The sequence below is a fragment of the Thauera sp. K11 genome, from assembly GCF_002354895.1.
Taxonomy (GTDB): domain Bacteria; phylum Pseudomonadota; class Gammaproteobacteria; order Burkholderiales; family Rhodocyclaceae; genus Thauera; species Thauera sinica.
This window is the reverse complement of record NZ_CP023439.1, coordinates 626,295-640,662: the sequence shown is the minus strand read 5'-3', so window position 1 is coordinate 640,662 and position 14,368 is coordinate 626,295. Positions and strand designations below refer to the sequence as shown.

Here is a 14,368-nt window from a genome sequence, read left to right as displayed (position 1 = left end):
CGTTTTGCTTTTATTGTTCCAAGTCGTACGGACAACCAATAATCTGACTGCAAAGATCCGCCAGCAGGCGGGTACATTCAGACGGAAGAGGCCACGAAGAATGCCTTCGTGATGCATTCATCAATTTCGTGCTCGGGTACGACGTCTTCGATCAAACCGAGGTCATTTCCAAGTATGTGTGCAACGTTGGCACCAGGAAAGGAAAGAAGATCGACTACGCCATTCCGAAGAATGGCGACATTCGAATCTTCCCGTTGAATGCAAGAAGATCGGTCGACGACATTTACGGTTTCGCCGATCAACAGCGGAGCGGGTTCCGAAGATTCGCCAAGGAGCTTTGCGCGATCGGGATCGCGAATCGGCTGATGCCCGCCGCTTCTGCTTCAGTCGGAGCAGTCGCCCAGCCGCGCCCCGCGGAGGCGCTGATGGAGCGCAGCGTGTTCGCGGTCGCCGGCCACGTTCAGTTCTCCCCTCAGCCCGCCGTCATCCTCCCACGCCCAATGCGCATCGCCCCGCCTGTCCGTCCCGTTTCCGCACAGCAGCGTGTAGCTCGCGGCACGGTCCGTTCCGGTCCGGGGCACGAGCCGGCAGCCCCGCAGGGCACGGTCCGAGAGTATCGGGAACAGCGCGGCCGGGTCGCGCGGGTCGATGCAGCGCCGCTCCTGGCGCACCGCGTCGCCCAGCCCTTCCTCCCGCTGCGGCGCACCGGTCTGCCACGTCATTTCGTAGAGCCCCGGGCGGGGCTCGTCCGGGGCCGGCAGTGCGATGCGGGGCGCCAGCAGGGCAAGGAGAGCGAACAGGCAGCGGCCCATGCGCTCAGATGACATTGAAATCCGCGTTGGTCAGCGACAGGCCCCCCGTCAATTGGGCAAACTGCTGGGCAGCCTGCGGGCCGGTTCCGTCCGGATCGAAATACAGGGCTCCGCTTGCCTTGTCGTAGATCACGCGATCGGTCGCGTCATGCGCCTGGGTGCCGATGTGAAAGGCCGCCGCGTCCAACCGGCCTGTGCGCAGGCCGGTGAAGATGGCGTTTTCCAGGCGTATCGTGTCGTCGATCGGCGAAAAGTCGGTGATGCGGTCGACAGCACCGGCAAAGATCGCGTCGAACACGAAAATGTCCGCGCCTGCGCCGCCGGTCAGCACGTCGCTGCCGGCGCCACCCCACAGGGTGTCGTTGCCCGCGCCGCCGTCGAGCGTGTCGTTGCCGGCATTTCCGTACAACTTGTCCGCCCCGCCCAGACCGAGGATCACGTCGGCATCGGCCGTCCCTTTGAGCGTGTTCGCCGACGACGTGCCGGTGATCGTCTTGGGCTGCGGCACAGGCGACGGCGTGGGAGCGGGCGTTCCACCGCTCGCCACCGGGTCGACCAGATCGAGCTTCACGTTCGCCGTGCCGATCGTCGCCTGATACGTGGAGGTCGCAAAGCCGCCGCCGGAGAAGGTCACCGTGTAGCTGCCGGCGGCCAGTTGCAGGTCATAACCGCCGGCCGCCGAGGTGGTCGTGGCCAGTTGCGTGCCAGTCGCATCGTTCTTCGCGGTGACCGTCAGGTTGCCGAGCCCTTCGCCGATGTCGTAGCGCAGGTCGCCATCGCGATCGTCGAACGCCACGCCCGTCAGGAAGGAATTCGTTGCGGTCCGCGCAAAGTTCTGCGTGACGAAGGCGCCCTCGTAGCTGCCGTACTGGCCGACCTCGAAACCGACACCAACTTCGCGGAACGTCGCACTGAGCAGGTTGGCGCGATGCCCCGCCGAATTCATCAGGTTCGTGTGCAGCAGATCGATCTCGTCCTGCAGCCCGGCTGGCGCACGGGTGCTGACCCATGCGATGTTCTCGCCCCAGGCCCAGGACCCGCTGAAGGAATAACCTGCCGCCTTCATGCGGTCCGCCGCGGTCGACCCGCCCGCACCGGTGTGCGAGAACGTGTCGGTGGCGATCATCCACGTGCTGTGGGTCTCCGCCGATTCGTTGAGGTCTCCGTTGAAGGCCAGCGGTTGAACACCCGCCTTGGCGCGTTCGGCATTGATCAGTTCGAGCATGTACTGCTCGTAGGCATTGGCTTGTGACATGCGTGCCCCGGTATCTCCAGATCGCTCAGCTGGGAGGGAGCGGAAAACGCGATGCGGCCTGCCCCCGACGAATGCCGCGCCCGGGCGCCCCGCGGGGCGATGTTCCCGAACCGGTGCGCAGCATTAGACACGACCCGGACGGGCGTCACAAGCCATTGATCCGAAGCCGAAATGTAAGAAAACTTGGCGGACGCGGGCGGTGCCGGCGAACCCTCGCAACGAGGCGCTTTCAGTCGGTCAAGACATGCTGATGGGTTTTTTCCGCTCGTGCTGCGGGCCGGCGCGCGGATTGCCTGCGTGGCCTCCCCTGGCGCCGGCGCCCGCCTCGCCCGCGCCGGCCTGCCGCATCACCAGGCGCCGACGTTGGGCATGGAGACCCAGGGTTCCTGCGGCGGCAGGGGGCCACCCTTCTGTAGCAGTTCGATCGAGATCAGGTCCGGCGACCGGACGAAGGCCATGTAGCCGTCGCGGGGCGGGCGGTTGATGGTGACGCCCGCGTCCTGCAGGCGCTTGCAGGTGGCGTAGATGTCGTCCACCTGGTAGGCGATGTGGCCGAAGTTGCGTGCGCTGCCGTAATCCTCTGCGTCCCAGTTGTAGGTCAGTTCGACCTGCGAGCCTTCGTCTCCGGGCGCGGCGAGATACACCAGCGTGAAGCGGCCTTTCTCGTGTTCGGTACGCCGGACTTCGCGCAGGCCGAGCGTGTCGTAGAACTTGAGCGATGCGTCGAGATCGCGCACGCGCACCATGGTGTGCAGATATTTCATGAAGACGGACCTCCGGAAGAACAAGTCGGCATTCCATTCTAGCCGGCGGAAGTTGCAGTAGCCGCCGACGGCTCGCTCCCGCGATCACGCCGCCGAACGGCCGGGCCGACCGCGGCATCCGATGCGCCGCGCATGTGCAGGCGGGATCACGCCCCCATGTCCGCCGCCTCCGCATCACCGATGACCGGCAGGCGGGACGACGCCGCACGCAGCGCCAGGCGGGCACGTCGCCAATCGGGATAGATGCGTTCGACCACCGCCCAGAAGCGCGGGGAATGATTCATCTCGACGAGATGGGCCACCTCGTGCGCCACGACGTAGTCGATCAGCGCAGGCGGCAGGTGGATCAGGCGCCAGTGCAGACGGATGCCGCTTGCACTGCTGCAGCTTCCCCAGCGCGTGCGCGCGCCGGACAGACGCACGGCAGGCACCGGCAGGCCCAGGCGCAGGCAATACTCTTCGACGCGGTTGCGATGCCAGTCCAGCGCGCGCGCCTGCAGGGTGCGCAGCAGCGCGCGCCGCGGGTCGGCGGCGGCAGGCAGCAGGAGTTCGTCAACGCCGTCCTGGCCGCTGCACCAGCGTGCGCGGCGCCCGCTCTCAAAGCGCAATCGCAGCGGACGGCCGAGCAGCGGAAGGATCGCCCCCTCCTCCACCCTGAAGACGGGCGGCGCGGCCGCCGCGCGCATGCGCAGCCGGTCGAGCAGCCATTGGCCATGGTCGCGCACGAATCGATCGACGTCGGCCAGCGTGGCGCGGAAAGGCACCGCCACCCGGGCGCCGCGGTGATCCACCTGCAGCGCGAACGAACGCCGTGCCGAGCGCCGCAGCGTGAGCGCCACCCGCGTGCCGCCGATATCCACCGCGTGCGGCACCTCCGACGCCGCCGGGGCACCCGCGTGCGTGCTCAGGCCCTGTCTTCCCATTCGAGGCCGCGTTCCAACAATGCGGCGCGGATGCGGGCCATCGCGTCGGCCACGTCCGCCGCCGGCCCCTTCATGCCCAGTTCGAGCGAGCGCCGCTCGCCCTCGGCGGCAATCGTCGGCAGGCTGAACAGGGTTGCGCCGGGAAAGGCGAGCGTGATCTCCTGCATCAGCGAAATGAGCTGTCCTTCGTACGCATCCCAGACGGTGACGGCCGCCTCGACATAGTCCTCGGCGTGGAAGAGGTGCGGGTAGTGCGTGTCGAGCACCCACTCCATCATCGGCCAGGCCATCACCGGGAAGCCCGGCGCGAAATAGTGCTGCCGGATCGAAAAGCCCGGAATGCGGTTGAACGGATTGGGGATGATCTCGCTGCCCACCGGGAACACGCCCATCTGCAGGCGTTCGGGAGTGACATCGGCACCGAAGCGGGCACGGATCTCGGCCTCCGCCTGCGGATGCAGCGCCAGTTCCACGCCGAGCGCCGCCGCGGCCGACTGCCGCGTGCGGTCGTCCGGCGTCGCGCCGATGCCGCCGAAGCACAGCACGACGTCGCCGGTGGCGAAGGTCTGCTTCAGCGTCCCGGCCAGGCGTTCGCCGTCGTCGCCCGCATAGCGCGCCCACGACAGCTTGAGGCCGCGCGCGCCCAGCAGTTCGATGACCTTGGCCAGGTGTTTGTCGCTGCGGCGGCCGGAGAGGATCTCGTCGCCGATGATCAGGGCACCGAAGTTCATGCGTCCGTCCGAGGCAGTGATTTGGGAGCGGCGTCGAGCAGCGTGACGCCGTTGCGGACGCGCTCGCGCCGCAACGCCTCCAGCATGAAATGCACGAAGGCCAGGCCGGAATACGCGGGCGCGATCAGGTTGAGCACCGGCACGTAGGCCAGCAGCGCACATGCTCCGCCCAGCGCCAGCATCGGCAGGCGCTGCTCGGCCCGCAGGCGGCGCAGTTCGTCGGCATCGGCGTGCAGCATCAGCGCGTCGTAGCCGAAGGCGCGCTGGTTCAGCCAGCCGGTCAGCAGCACCGGCACGATGAGCCCGACGCCGGGGATCAGCCAGAAAGGCAGCGACACCAGCAGCGCCGCACCGAACATCAGTGTGGCGGCGACGGCATTGAACGCGCTGCCGGCGTTCGAGCCGCCGCGCCGCTGCTCGAGATCGGCATAGTCGCGCCGCCCCACGCGCTCGAGCATCAGCGGCAGCGCGATCACCGCCACCAGCACGGCCGCCGTCACGTAGATCAACGGCACGAAGACGAGCGCCAGCCCGATCTTGAGCAGCACCAGCACGATGGCCGCCACCGCCTCGCCCGTGGTCAGCCATTCGCCGACCAGCGGTACCGCCTGCACCCAGGCGAACAGCGTGGCGACCATCGGTTCCCACTGCAGGACGGCGATGGTGATCCACAATACGACGGCGACGAGCCCTGGCCACACGAGGTGCCAGAAGATGTCGCGGCGCCACAGGCTGCGGAAGGCGCGGCCGAAGGCGACGAGGATCTCCTTCAAGGAATCGCCTCCGTCAGCGCGGCAGGCCGGGCAGGCCGCCGGGCAGCATGCCCTTCATCGCGCGCATCATCTTCTGCATGCCGCCCTTGGAGAACTGCTTCATGACCTTCTGCGTCTGCTCGAACTGGTTCAGCAGGCGATTGACCTCCTGCACCGTCACCCCCGCACCGGCGGCGATGCGGCGCTTGCGGCTCGCCTTCAGGATCTCGGGCTTGGCGCGCTCGAGCGGAGTCATGGAGTTGATGATGCCCTCGATGCGGCCGATGGCCTTCTCCTCCACGCCGCCCTGCAGCTTGCCCGCCGCTTGCGCGAATTGCGCAGGCAGCTTGTCCATCATCGATGACAAGCCGCCCATCTTGCGCATCTGGCCGATCTGCTCCTTGAAGTCGTTGAGATCGAAGCCCTTGCCGCTCTTGAGCTTCTGCGCGAAATCGCGCGCCTTTTCCTCGTCGACGCCGCGGCGGGCCTCCTCGACCAGGCCGAGGATGTCGCCCATGCCGAGGATGCGGCTCGCCATGCGGTCGGGATGGAAAGGCTCGAGGCCGGACAGTTTCTCGCCCACGCCGGCGAACTTCAGCGGCTTGCCGGTGACGTGGCGCACCGACAGCGCCGCGCCGCCGCGCGCATCGCCGTCGAGCTTGGTCAGCACGATGCCGGTGAGCGGCAGCGCGTCGTTGAACGCGCGCGCAGTATTGACCGCGTCCTGGCCGAGCATGGCGTCGACCACGAACAGCGTCTCGATCGGCTTCACCGCGGCATGCAGCGCCTGGATCTCGGCCATCATCGCCTCGTCGATCGCCAGCCGGCCGGCGGTATCGACGAGCAGCACGTCGATGTGGTGCTTGCGCGCATGGTCGACCGCGGCGAGCGCGATGTCGACCGGGCGCTGTTCGGGCGAGGACGGAAAGAAGCCGACGCCGGCCTGGGCCGCGACCGTCTTCAACTGCTCGATGGCGGCCGGACGATAGACGTCGGTCGATACCACCAGCACTTTCTTCTTCTGCTGCTCGTGCAGCAGCTTGGCGAGCTTGCCGGTGGTGGTGGTCTTGCCGGCGCCCTGCAGGCCGGCCATCAGCACCACCGCGGGTGGCTGGGTGGCCAGGTTCAAGCCTTCGTGGGCGCCGCCCATCAGGGCCTTGAGTTCGTCATGCACGACACCCACCAGCGCCTGGCCCGGCGTCAGCGAGCCGATCACCTCCTGGCCGACCGCCTTCTCCTTCACGCGGGCGACGAACTCCTTCACCACCGGCAGCGCGACGTCGGCCTCCAGCAGCGCCAGGCGCACTTCGCGCATCGCCTCCTGGATGTTCTCTTCGGTCAGGCGCGCCTGGCCACGCAAGGTCTTGACGACTTTGGACAGGCGCTGGGTGAGATTGTCGAGCATGTTCGCGGAAACCTTGGAGCGGAGTGACTTGGAGTAAACTTCAACCAACCATGCGCACGATTCTACTTCATCTGATTCCCGCCTCGCTTTATGCGGCCCTGGGCATCAAGTTCTGGCACAACTGCCGCAAGGAAGGCAACCCGCTGGCACGCCCGTGCGTATCGACGACCGAACGGATCACGCTGCTGGTCGCCGTCGTCGCGCATGGCGCGGCCCTGCAGACGGACCTGTTTCCCGGCGAGCAGATGCGCTTCGGCTTCGGGGTCGCCATTTCGCTGATGGTCTGGCTGGCGATCTGCTTCTACTGGGTGGAGGCGCTCTACACCCGGCTCGACGGACTGCATGCCGTCGCCATGCCGGCGGGCGTGGCCGCCAGCCTGCTGCCGCTGTGGTTTCCAGGCGAGCACGTGCTGGCCAATGCGGCGTCGCCCGCCTTCCGCGCGCACTTCATCATCGCCATGCTGGCCTACAGCCTGTTCACGCTGGCCGCCCTGCACGCGCTGCTGATGTCGGTGGCGAGCAGGCAATTGCACAGCGCCCGCTTCAGCCGCATGCTGGGCAGCCTGCCCCCCTTGCTGACGATGGAGGCGCTGCTGTTCCGCCTGATCGGCATCGCCTTCGTGCTGCTGACGCTGACGCTCGCCACCGGCGTACTGTTCTCGGAGTCGCTGTTCGGACGCGCCTTCACCGTCGATCACAAGACGGTCTTCGCCTTCGTCTCCTGGCTGCTGTTCGGCGGGCTGCTGCTTGGCCGCCGGCTGCGCGGCTGGCGCGGACGGCTCGCCCTGCGCTGGACGCTGGCCGGCTTCGCCGCGCTCATGCTGGCCTACGTCGGCAGCCGTTTCGTGATCGAAGTCGTATTGCATCGCACGAGCTGACGTTTCGCACGCAGCCGCGGCATGCACGATATTTACAAGCCCCGACGCGCCATGCACCATCGGGCATCAGCCAGTCGATAAAGGGAAATGGCCGCAACCGCCAATGTCGCCCTGAGCGGACTCGCCAGGGCCCTCATCCAGCATGGACGCCTCTCCGAGGCCGACGCCGTCGCCTGCTCCCAGGGCAAGTCGGAGAGTGCCAACGCCTTCCTGCTCGAGCTTGCCGGCCGCGGCCTGCTCGGCATGCGCGACGTTGCGCGCTTCGCCGCCGAGACCTTCGGCTATCCGCTGTTCGACATCGGCGCCGTCGACAAGTCGATGCTTCCGCGCGACGTCGTCGACCGCAAGCTGATGTCCAAGCACCAGGTCGTGGGCCTCACCAAGCGCCAGAACCGCGTCACCCTGGCCGTCGCCGACCCGTCCAACATGCGGGCGCTCGACGAGATCCGCTTCCAGACCGGCCTGCAGCTCGACCTCGTGATCGTCGAGGCCGACAAGCTCTCGCGCCTGATCGAGGCGATGCTCGAGTCCGCCCAGCAGACGCTCAAGGAGATGACCGGCGACGAGTTCGACATGGACCTGCTGCAGCAGGAAGGGTCGAACGAGGAATCGGAGGCGGAGGCCAGCGAAGTCGACGATGCGCCGGTCGTGCGCTTCATCCAGAAGGTGCTCATCGATGCCATCAACGAAGGGGCGTCCGACGTCCACTTCGAGCCGTACGAGAAGTTCTATCGCATCCGCGTGCGCACCGACGGCATCCTGCGCGAGATCGCCCAGCCGCCGCTGGTGCTGAAGGAGAAGATCGCCGCGCGCATCAAGGTGATCTCGCGCCTGGACATCTCCGAGCGCCGCGTCCCCCAGGACGGGCGCATGAAGCTGGTTCTGTCCAAGAACAAGGCGATCGACTTCCGCGTGTCCACGCTGCCCACGCTGCACGGCGAGAAGATCGTGATGCGTATCCTGGACCCGAGTTCGGCCATGCTGGGCATCGACGCGCTGGGCTACGAGCCGGACCAGAAGCAGGCGCTGCTCGCCGCGGTCGAGCGCCCCTACGGCATGATCCTGGTGACCGGGCCGACCGGCTCGGGCAAGACCGTGTCGCTCTATACCTGCCTCAACCTGCTCAACAGGGCGGGCGTCAACATCTCCACCGCCGAGGACCCGGCCGAAATCAACCTGCCGGGCATCAACCAGGTCAACGTCAACGAGAAGGCGGGACTGACCTTCTCCGCCGCGCTGCGCGCCTTCCTGCGCCAGGACCCGGACGTCATCATGGTGGGCGAGATCCGCGACATCGAAACCGCCGAGATCTCGATCAAGGCGGCGCAGACCGGCCACCTCGTGCTGTCCACCCTGCACACCAACGACGCACCGACCACGCTGGAACGGCTAACAGGGTGTTGAAAATCTCACCGTCACCTTCGGTTTCCAGTTGCCTGGGAAAAAATCGACGCGGAAAAGATCCGACCCGAGCCGCCCTGATGACGATTCCAGCCGCTTTTTCAGCCGATTGTGCAACTGCAATTCGGCAGCGCTCCCGTCGCTGCAAAGCCAACGTATTCAACAATCAAATGCCGCAATGCAAATGGCGCGATGGCGCCATCGGATTACGGCGCCAGCAAATTACCCAGCCGGGTCAGGTTGTAGGCGGCGAAATTGAGCAGCGCATGCGCGCGAATCGTTTCCAGGCCGCGTGCCATCAGACGGCGCAGCGTGCCGATGTCCTTGGCCCAGCCAAACGCCTCTTCGATCATCTTTCGACGACGCAGGCTGACCGCATAGCCTTCAGTGGCCTTGACCGCCACCGGCACGGCGCTGCCCTTGGTCTTGGCGGCAACGTGTGGCAGCACGCCCAGCGGCGTGAGGGCAGCGATGAACTCGGCCGTGTCGTAACCCCGGTCGGCCGCCAACGTCGGCTTGCGCATCGAGTCGGCCGGCTTCACGGTGCGCTTGACCATCACCAGCGCGGCGTCGCGCTCGGCGGTGCCCGTGGCCTGCGTGGTCTGTACATCGACGATCAGCCCGTTCCGGTTCTCTGCCAGCGCATGGGTCGTGAAGCTCAGGTAGGCGCCTGCGCCGCCCTTGCTGGCGAGCAAGGCCTCCGGGTCGGTGCGCGAGACGTGCGTCGCGTTCGAGCGCTTCTTGCCCCGGAAATCGACCTCGGGGTTGCGTCCCTGATCCGGTCCGGGCGGCACGTCCGAGCCATCGCGTGCGGCCAGGCTCTTGTGCGAGGCCCACGCCCGCAGCAGCGAACCGTCGACGCTGAAGTGCTCGTCCGAGATCAAATCGGCCCACTCGGCAATCGCCACCACGCCACCGAAGAATTCGCGCATCACGCTCTCCTTGAGCAGCCGCTCGCGATTGGCCGAGAACGTCGAGTGATCCCACACCGCCTCGTCCAGCGTCAGGCCCACGAACCAGCGATACATCATGTTGAAGTCGATATGCTCGACCAGAGCGCGCTCCGAGCGAATCGAGAACAGGCATTGCAAGAGCGATGCGCGCAGCAACCGCTCCGGGGCAATCGAGGGACGACCGCCTTCGGCATAAAGCGAATCGAAAGTCGGCGACATCGTGCGCAAAACCAAATCCGCCAGCGTCTTGATCCGACGCAACGGATGATCCAGGGCAATTCGGTCTTCGATATTGACGTAGCTGAACAGGGCGTGCTGTTTGTGGTCGGTGCCGCGCATGGGAATAATTGGTGTCGTAATGCGAACGTAATTATATCAGCCGTAGAGTCCGCACGGATGCAGGAAGGTCAATTAAATCAACATCCTGCTAAAGAATATGGGCGTCGCGCCGTTCAATATCGCATCGTCGGTGATCCTGATCACGGCCCAGCGCCTGGCGCGCCGCCTATGCTCGTGCAAGAAGCCGGTGGACCTCCCCATCGAGGCCCTGCTGGAAGCCGGCTTCACCGAGGCGGATCTCGACGGAACATGGCAGCCGCAGGGGCCGGTCGGCTGCGACCGCTGCAAGGGCACCGGCTACAAGGGACGGGTGGGCATCTACCAGGTGATGCCGATCACCGAGGACATTGCGCACATCATCATGACCAACGGCAACTCCATGGACATCGCGGCCCAGGCCCAGCGCGAAGGCGTGCGCGACCTGCGCCAGTCCGGCCTGCTCAAGGTCAGGCAGGGCGTGACCTCCCTCGAAGAAGTGCTGGCCACCACCAACGAATAAGGCGACACGGGAACCCCAACACATGGCCACAGCTAGCCGCGCGGCGCGTGCCATCGCGCCCAAGGAAGACCTGTACAACTGGGAAGGCAAGGACAAGAGCGGCAAGGTGATACGCGGCGAGATGCGCGCGACCGGCGACAAGGTCGTGCAGGCAACGCTGCGCCGGCAGGGCATCCTCGTCACCAAGGTCAAGAAGCAGGCGCTGTCGCGCGGCGGGCGCATCGGCGAGAGGGACATCGCCCTGTTCACCCGCCAGCTCGCGACGATGATGAAATCCGGCGTGCCGCTGCTGCAAGCCTTCGACATCGGCATCAAGGGTTCGGGCAACCCGGCGCTGTCGCGCCTGCTCAACGAGATCCGCAACGACGTCGAGACCGGGTCCAGCCTGTCGCAGGCATTCGCCAAGCATCCGGTGCAATTCGACCGCCTGTTCGTGAACCTCGTCGCCGCGGGCGAGCAGGCCGGCATCCTCGACAACCTGCTCGACCGCCTCGCCACCTACAAGGAAAAGATCATCGCGATCAAGGGCAAGATCAAGTCGGCCCTGTTCTATCCGGCGGCGGTCGTGGTGGTGGCCGCGCTGGTGATATCGGTGATGATGCTGTTCGTGATCCCCGAGTTCAAGAACGTCTTCAGCAGCTTCGGCGCCGACCTCCCGGGCCCCACGCTGATCGTGATCGGGATGTCGGATTTCTTCGTCGAGTACTGGTACGTGCTGCTGGGCATCATCGTCGCCGCCATCGGCGGCATCATATTCACGTACAGGCGCTCGCCGTCGGTGCAGGTCGCGGTGGACCGCCTGATCCTCAAGCTGCCGGTAGTGGGCGACATCGTGCGCAAGGCCACGGTCGCGCGCTGGACGCGCACGCTGTCCACGATGTTCGCGGCCGGCGTGCCGCTGGTCGAGGCACTCGATTCGGTGGGCGGCGCCTCCGGCAACCACGTCTATGTCACCGCGACACGGGAGATCCAGAGCGAGGTGAGCACCGGCAGCAGCCTCACCGTGGCCATGCAGAATGCCCGCGTGTTCCCCAGCATGGTGGTGCAGATGGTGTCGATCGGCGAGGAATCCGGCCAGCTCGACTCGATGCTGGGCAAGGTCGCCGATTTCTTCGAGCAGGAGGTCGACGATGCGGTGGCCGGGCTGTCGCAACTGCTCGAACCGCTGATCATGGTCTTCCTGGGCACCGTCATCGGTGGCCTGGTGGTCGCCATGTACCTGCCGATCTTCAAGCTCGGCGCGGTGGTCTGACGCCGCCCCCTCCCCGCCCAACGGCCGTCCGCCCGCGCTCGCGGCGGCGGCCCTTCGACCTGCCCTGGCCCCGATGCTCGAACTCCTGCGCGACCCCGCCGCCTTCGTCCCCTTCGCGTCGCTGATCGGCCTCTTCGTGGGCAGCTTCCTCAACGTCGTGATCCATCGCCTGCCCCGCATGATGGAGCGCGACTGGCATGCCCAGGCCGCCGAACTGCGCGGCGAGCCGCCGCCGCAGGCCGAGCGCTTCAACCTCGCCGTGCCGCGCTCACGCTGCCCGCACTGCGGACACCTGATCACCGCGCTGGAGAACATCCCGGTCGTCAGCTACGTCGTGCTGCGCGGCCGCTGCAGCCATTGCGGCGCGCCGATCGGCAAGCGCTACCCGGTGGTCGAACTGCTGACCGCCGCCGTGTCGGGCTATGCCGCCTGGCACTTCGGCTTCGGCCTCGCCGCGCTCGGCGCGCTGCTGTTCCTGTGGGCGATGATCGCGCTCGCCTTCATCGACCTCGACACCCAGTTGCTGCCCGACGACCTGACCCAGCCCCTGCTGTGGCTGGGGCTGGCACTCAACCTCGGCGCCACCTACACGAGCCTGGGCAGCGCGGTGCTCGGCGCCATGGCGGGCTATCTCGCGCTGTGGTCGATCTACTGGCTGTTCAAGCTCGTCACCGGCAAGGAGGGCATGGGCTACGGCGACTTCAAGCTGCTCGCCGCCATCGGCGCCTGGCTGGGCTGGCAGACGCTGCCGCTCACCATCCTGCTGTCCTCGCTGGTCGGGGCGGCCGTGGGCATCGGGCTGATCCTCTTCGGCCGCCACGGCCGCGACACACCCATCCCCTTCGGCCCCTACCTGGCGGTGGCCGGGATCATCGCGCTGTTCTGGGGCGAGGCGATCACCCGCCGCTACCTCGGCGGCGCGTTCTGAACCCACCGCCGGGGTAGCGGCGGGGCCATTGGACGACGTCGTTCCAGGCGCCGAAATCCGCGACACGGCAGGTCTGAAGCCGGGGATGCGTGAAGTGGGCGAGGACTGTCCGAGCACCGAGCGCAGCGAGGGCGAGTTCCGCAGCCAACGGAACGCATCCCCGGCTCCAGACCGGATTCGGGAGACGCGCAGAGCGGGCGAGGACTATCCGAGCACCGAGCACAGCGAGGGCGGGTTCCGCAGCCCGACGGAACGCATCCCCGGCCCCAGACCGGATTCCGCGCAATTTGCGCCCCTGGGCAGGCGCGCCTTCCATTCCCCGTCCTGCGGCGCCGCACAACGGACAGCCATGGCGGCGGCACGGCCTGCATGCGGAGGATTGAAAAACACGGCCTCCGCCCTCATCTCGGCGTCGGTACCGGCATTGGCCGGAGTCCGCTTTTTCCTTATGCTGCATTGCGTTAGACTTGCAGACTTGCCTTCCGGGAGCTTGCCATGCCCATTTACGAATATCGCTGCGACGCCTGTGGATTCCAGAAGGAACACATGCAGAAGATGAGCGATGCGCCGCTCACCACCTGCCCGTCCTGCGGCAAGGAAAACTACACCAAGCTGCTGTCCGCCGCCGGCTTCCAGCTCAAGGGCACCGGCTGGTACGCCACCGACTTCAAGGGCGGAAGCAGCGCCAAGCCCGCCTCCGGCAGTGACAGTGGCGGCAACGGCACGCCGGCGCCCAGTTGCGGCAGCGGCTGCGCCTGCCACTGACCCGCCCTGCGAAGATCCCCAAGTGAAGAAATACCTCATCACCGGCCTGCTGATCTGGATTCCGCTGGCGATCACCTTCATGGTGCTCGCCTGGATCGTGGGCACGCTCGACCAGATCATCCTGCTGCTGCCCCGCGACCTGCATCCACGCGAGATCTTCGGTTTCAACATTCCCGGCCTCGGGGTGGTGATGAGCGTGCTCATCGTCTTCTCCACCGGCCTCGTCGCCGCCAACGTGCTCGGCCAGAAGCTGGTGCAGATCTGGGAAGCGATGCTGTCGCGCATCCCGGTGGTGAAGTCGATCTACTACAGCGTCAAGCAGGTCTCCGACACGCTGTTCTCCAGCAGCGGCCAGGCTTTCCGCAAGGCATTGCTGGTGCAGTACCCGCGCGAGGGCTCGTGGACCATCGCCTTCCTCACCGGCAAGCCGGGCGGGGACGCGGCGAACCACCTGCCGGGCGAATTCGTCAGCGTGTATGTCCCCACCACGCCGAACCCGACGTCGGGCTTCTTCCTGATGATGCCCAAGAAGGACGTCATCGAGCTCGACATGAGCGTCGACGAGGCGCTGAAGTACATCATCTCGATGGGCGTCGTCGCACCGCCGCTGCGCAAGCCGGCGCCGGTACCCGCGCTCCTAGACTGAAACCGAGCACCACCTTTCCGGCGCGCCGCCGCCGGCGCCCCAATACGAACCGTCACAAGCCCAAA

13 protein-coding genes and 2 pseudogenes are annotated in these 14,368 nt (G+C 66.5%); 7 read left to right on the top strand and 8 right to left on the bottom strand.

All coding sequences use genetic code 11. The annotated features are described in order from the left end of the window. Nucleotides 1-383: 383 nt before the first annotated feature. From CCZ27_RS02965 to ffh, 7 genes are all read right to left on the bottom strand, one after another. Nucleotides 384-827: a DUF3617 domain-containing protein gene (locus tag CCZ27_RS02965; protein ID WP_157748427.1), complete on the bottom strand. Its 444-nt coding sequence runs from the start codon at nucleotides 825-827 to the stop codon at nucleotides 384-386. Beyond that, entirely contained in the window at nucleotides 817-2,037 is a 1,221-nt protein-coding gene (locus CCZ27_RS24160) for a CAP domain-containing protein (protein ID WP_269769092.1), read from the bottom strand. Before CCZ27_RS24160 ends, CCZ27_RS02965 begins: the two co-directional genes overlap by 11 nt. A 377-nt stretch (nucleotides 2,038-2,414) precedes the next feature. Beyond that, nucleotides 2,415-2,831 (bottom strand): VOC family protein, encoded by a 417-nt coding sequence (locus CCZ27_RS02955; protein WP_096445345.1) that lies wholly within the window; start codon nucleotides 2,829-2,831, stop codon nucleotides 2,415-2,417. A gap of 146 nt (nucleotides 2,832-2,977) precedes the next feature. Further along, on the bottom strand, nucleotides 2,978-3,754 hold the full coding sequence (locus CCZ27_RS02950; protein ID WP_096445343.1) for a M48 family metallopeptidase: 777 nt from the start codon (nucleotides 3,752-3,754) through the stop codon (nucleotides 2,978-2,980). Next, nucleotides 3,736-4,485 (bottom strand): competence/damage-inducible protein A, encoded by a 750-nt coding sequence (locus tag CCZ27_RS02945; protein ID WP_096445340.1) that lies wholly within the window; start codon nucleotides 4,483-4,485, stop codon nucleotides 3,736-3,738. Before CCZ27_RS02945 ends, CCZ27_RS02950 begins: the two co-directional genes overlap by 19 nt. After that, nucleotides 4,482-5,258 (bottom strand): EI24 domain-containing protein, encoded by a 777-nt coding sequence (locus CCZ27_RS02940; RefSeq protein WP_096445338.1) that lies wholly within the window; start codon nucleotides 5,256-5,258, stop codon nucleotides 4,482-4,484. The genes CCZ27_RS02945 and CCZ27_RS02940 overlap by 4 nt, the downstream gene beginning before the upstream one ends. Nucleotides 5,259-5,271: 13 nt before the next feature. Then, nucleotides 5,272-6,642 carry a signal recognition particle protein gene (ffh, locus tag CCZ27_RS02935; protein ID WP_096445336.1) on the bottom strand — a complete coding sequence of 457 codons (1,371 nt, stop codon included), beginning with the start codon at nucleotides 6,640-6,642 and terminating at the stop codon, nucleotides 5,272-5,274. A 50-nt stretch (nucleotides 6,643-6,692) separates the two neighbouring features. Between ffh and CCZ27_RS02930 the strand changes: the two genes are divergently transcribed. Then, nucleotides 6,693-7,520 carry a cytochrome C assembly family protein gene (locus CCZ27_RS02930; RefSeq protein ID WP_096445334.1) on the top strand — a complete coding sequence of 276 codons (828 nt, stop codon included), beginning with the start codon at nucleotides 6,693-6,695 and terminating at the stop codon, nucleotides 7,518-7,520. A gap of 87 nt (nucleotides 7,521-7,607) precedes the next feature. Then, nucleotides 7,608-8,912, top strand: a pseudogene (locus tag CCZ27_RS02925) (ATPase, T2SS/T4P/T4SS family); the annotation flags it as partial. A gap of 215 nt (nucleotides 8,913-9,127) precedes the next feature. Here CCZ27_RS02925 and CCZ27_RS02920 read toward each other — a convergent pair. Beyond that, a complete protein-coding gene (locus CCZ27_RS02920; protein ID WP_096445332.1) occupies nucleotides 9,128-10,213 on the bottom strand; it encodes an IS5 family transposase in 1,086 nt (361 codons plus the stop codon). Nucleotides 10,214-10,301: 88 nt separating this feature from the next. On the opposite strand from CCZ27_RS02920, the pseudogene CCZ27_RS02915 reads away from it, so the two are divergent. From CCZ27_RS02915 to CCZ27_RS02895, 5 genes and pseudogenes are all read left to right on the top strand, one after another. After that, nucleotides 10,302-10,712 (top strand): annotated as a pseudogene (locus tag CCZ27_RS02915) (GspE/PulE family protein); the annotation flags it as partial. A gap of 22 nt (nucleotides 10,713-10,734) precedes the next feature. Then, nucleotides 10,735-11,964 carry a type II secretion system F family protein gene (locus CCZ27_RS02910; RefSeq protein WP_096445330.1) on the top strand — a complete coding sequence of 410 codons (1,230 nt, stop codon included), beginning with the start codon at nucleotides 10,735-10,737 and terminating at the stop codon, nucleotides 11,962-11,964. A gap of 73 nt (nucleotides 11,965-12,037) precedes the next feature. Then, on the top strand, nucleotides 12,038-12,892 hold the full coding sequence (locus CCZ27_RS02905) for a prepilin peptidase (RefSeq protein ID WP_096445328.1): 855 nt from the start codon (nucleotides 12,038-12,040) through the stop codon (nucleotides 12,890-12,892). A gap of 495 nt (nucleotides 12,893-13,387) precedes the next feature. Continuing rightward, nucleotides 13,388-13,657, top strand: a complete 270-nt coding sequence (locus CCZ27_RS02900) for an FmdB family zinc ribbon protein (RefSeq protein WP_096445326.1) — start codon at nucleotides 13,388-13,390, stop codon at nucleotides 13,655-13,657. 22 nt (nucleotides 13,658-13,679) lie between these two features. Beyond that, on the top strand, nucleotides 13,680-14,303 hold the full coding sequence (locus CCZ27_RS02895) for a DUF502 domain-containing protein (protein WP_096445324.1): 624 nt from the start codon (nucleotides 13,680-13,682) through the stop codon (nucleotides 14,301-14,303). Nucleotides 14,304-14,368: the final 65 nt, after the last annotated feature.

Excerpts from the sequence above, each read along its gene's own strand:
- CCZ27_RS02920 (WP_096445332.1), bottom strand. The coding sequence starts at position 10,213 with ATGCGCGGCACCGACCACAAACAGCACGCCCTGTTCAGCTACGTCAAT.
- CCZ27_RS02910 (WP_096445330.1), top strand. The coding sequence starts at position 10,735 with ATGGCCACAGCTAGCCGCGCGGCGCGTGCCATCGCGCCCAAGGAAGAC.
- CCZ27_RS24160 (WP_269769092.1), bottom strand. The coding sequence starts at position 2,037 with ATGCTCGAACTGATCAATGCCGAACGCGCCAAGGCGGGTGTTCAACCG.
- CCZ27_RS02950 (WP_096445343.1), bottom strand. The coding sequence starts at position 3,754 with ATGGGAAGACAGGGCCTGAGCACGCACGCGGGTGCCCCGGCGGCGTCG.
- ffh (WP_096445336.1), bottom strand. The coding sequence starts at position 6,642 with ATGCTCGACAATCTCACCCAGCGCCTGTCCAAAGTCGTCAAGACCTTG.
- CCZ27_RS02955 (WP_096445345.1), bottom strand. The coding sequence starts at position 2,831 with ATGAAATATCTGCACACCATGGTGCGCGTGCGCGATCTCGACGCATCG.
- CCZ27_RS02965 (WP_157748427.1), bottom strand. The coding sequence starts at position 827 with ATGTCATCTGAGCGCATGGGCCGCTGCCTGTTCGCTCTCCTTGCCCTG.
- CCZ27_RS02905 (WP_096445328.1), top strand. The coding sequence starts at position 12,038 with ATGCTCGAACTCCTGCGCGACCCCGCCGCCTTCGTCCCCTTCGCGTCG.
- CCZ27_RS02945 (WP_096445340.1), bottom strand. The coding sequence starts at position 4,485 with ATGAACTTCGGTGCCCTGATCATCGGCGACGAGATCCTCTCCGGCCGC.
- CCZ27_RS02930 (WP_096445334.1), top strand. The coding sequence starts at position 6,693 with ATGCGCACGATTCTACTTCATCTGATTCCCGCCTCGCTTTATGCGGCC.
- CCZ27_RS02900 (WP_096445326.1), top strand. The coding sequence starts at position 13,388 with ATGCCCATTTACGAATATCGCTGCGACGCCTGTGGATTCCAGAAGGAA.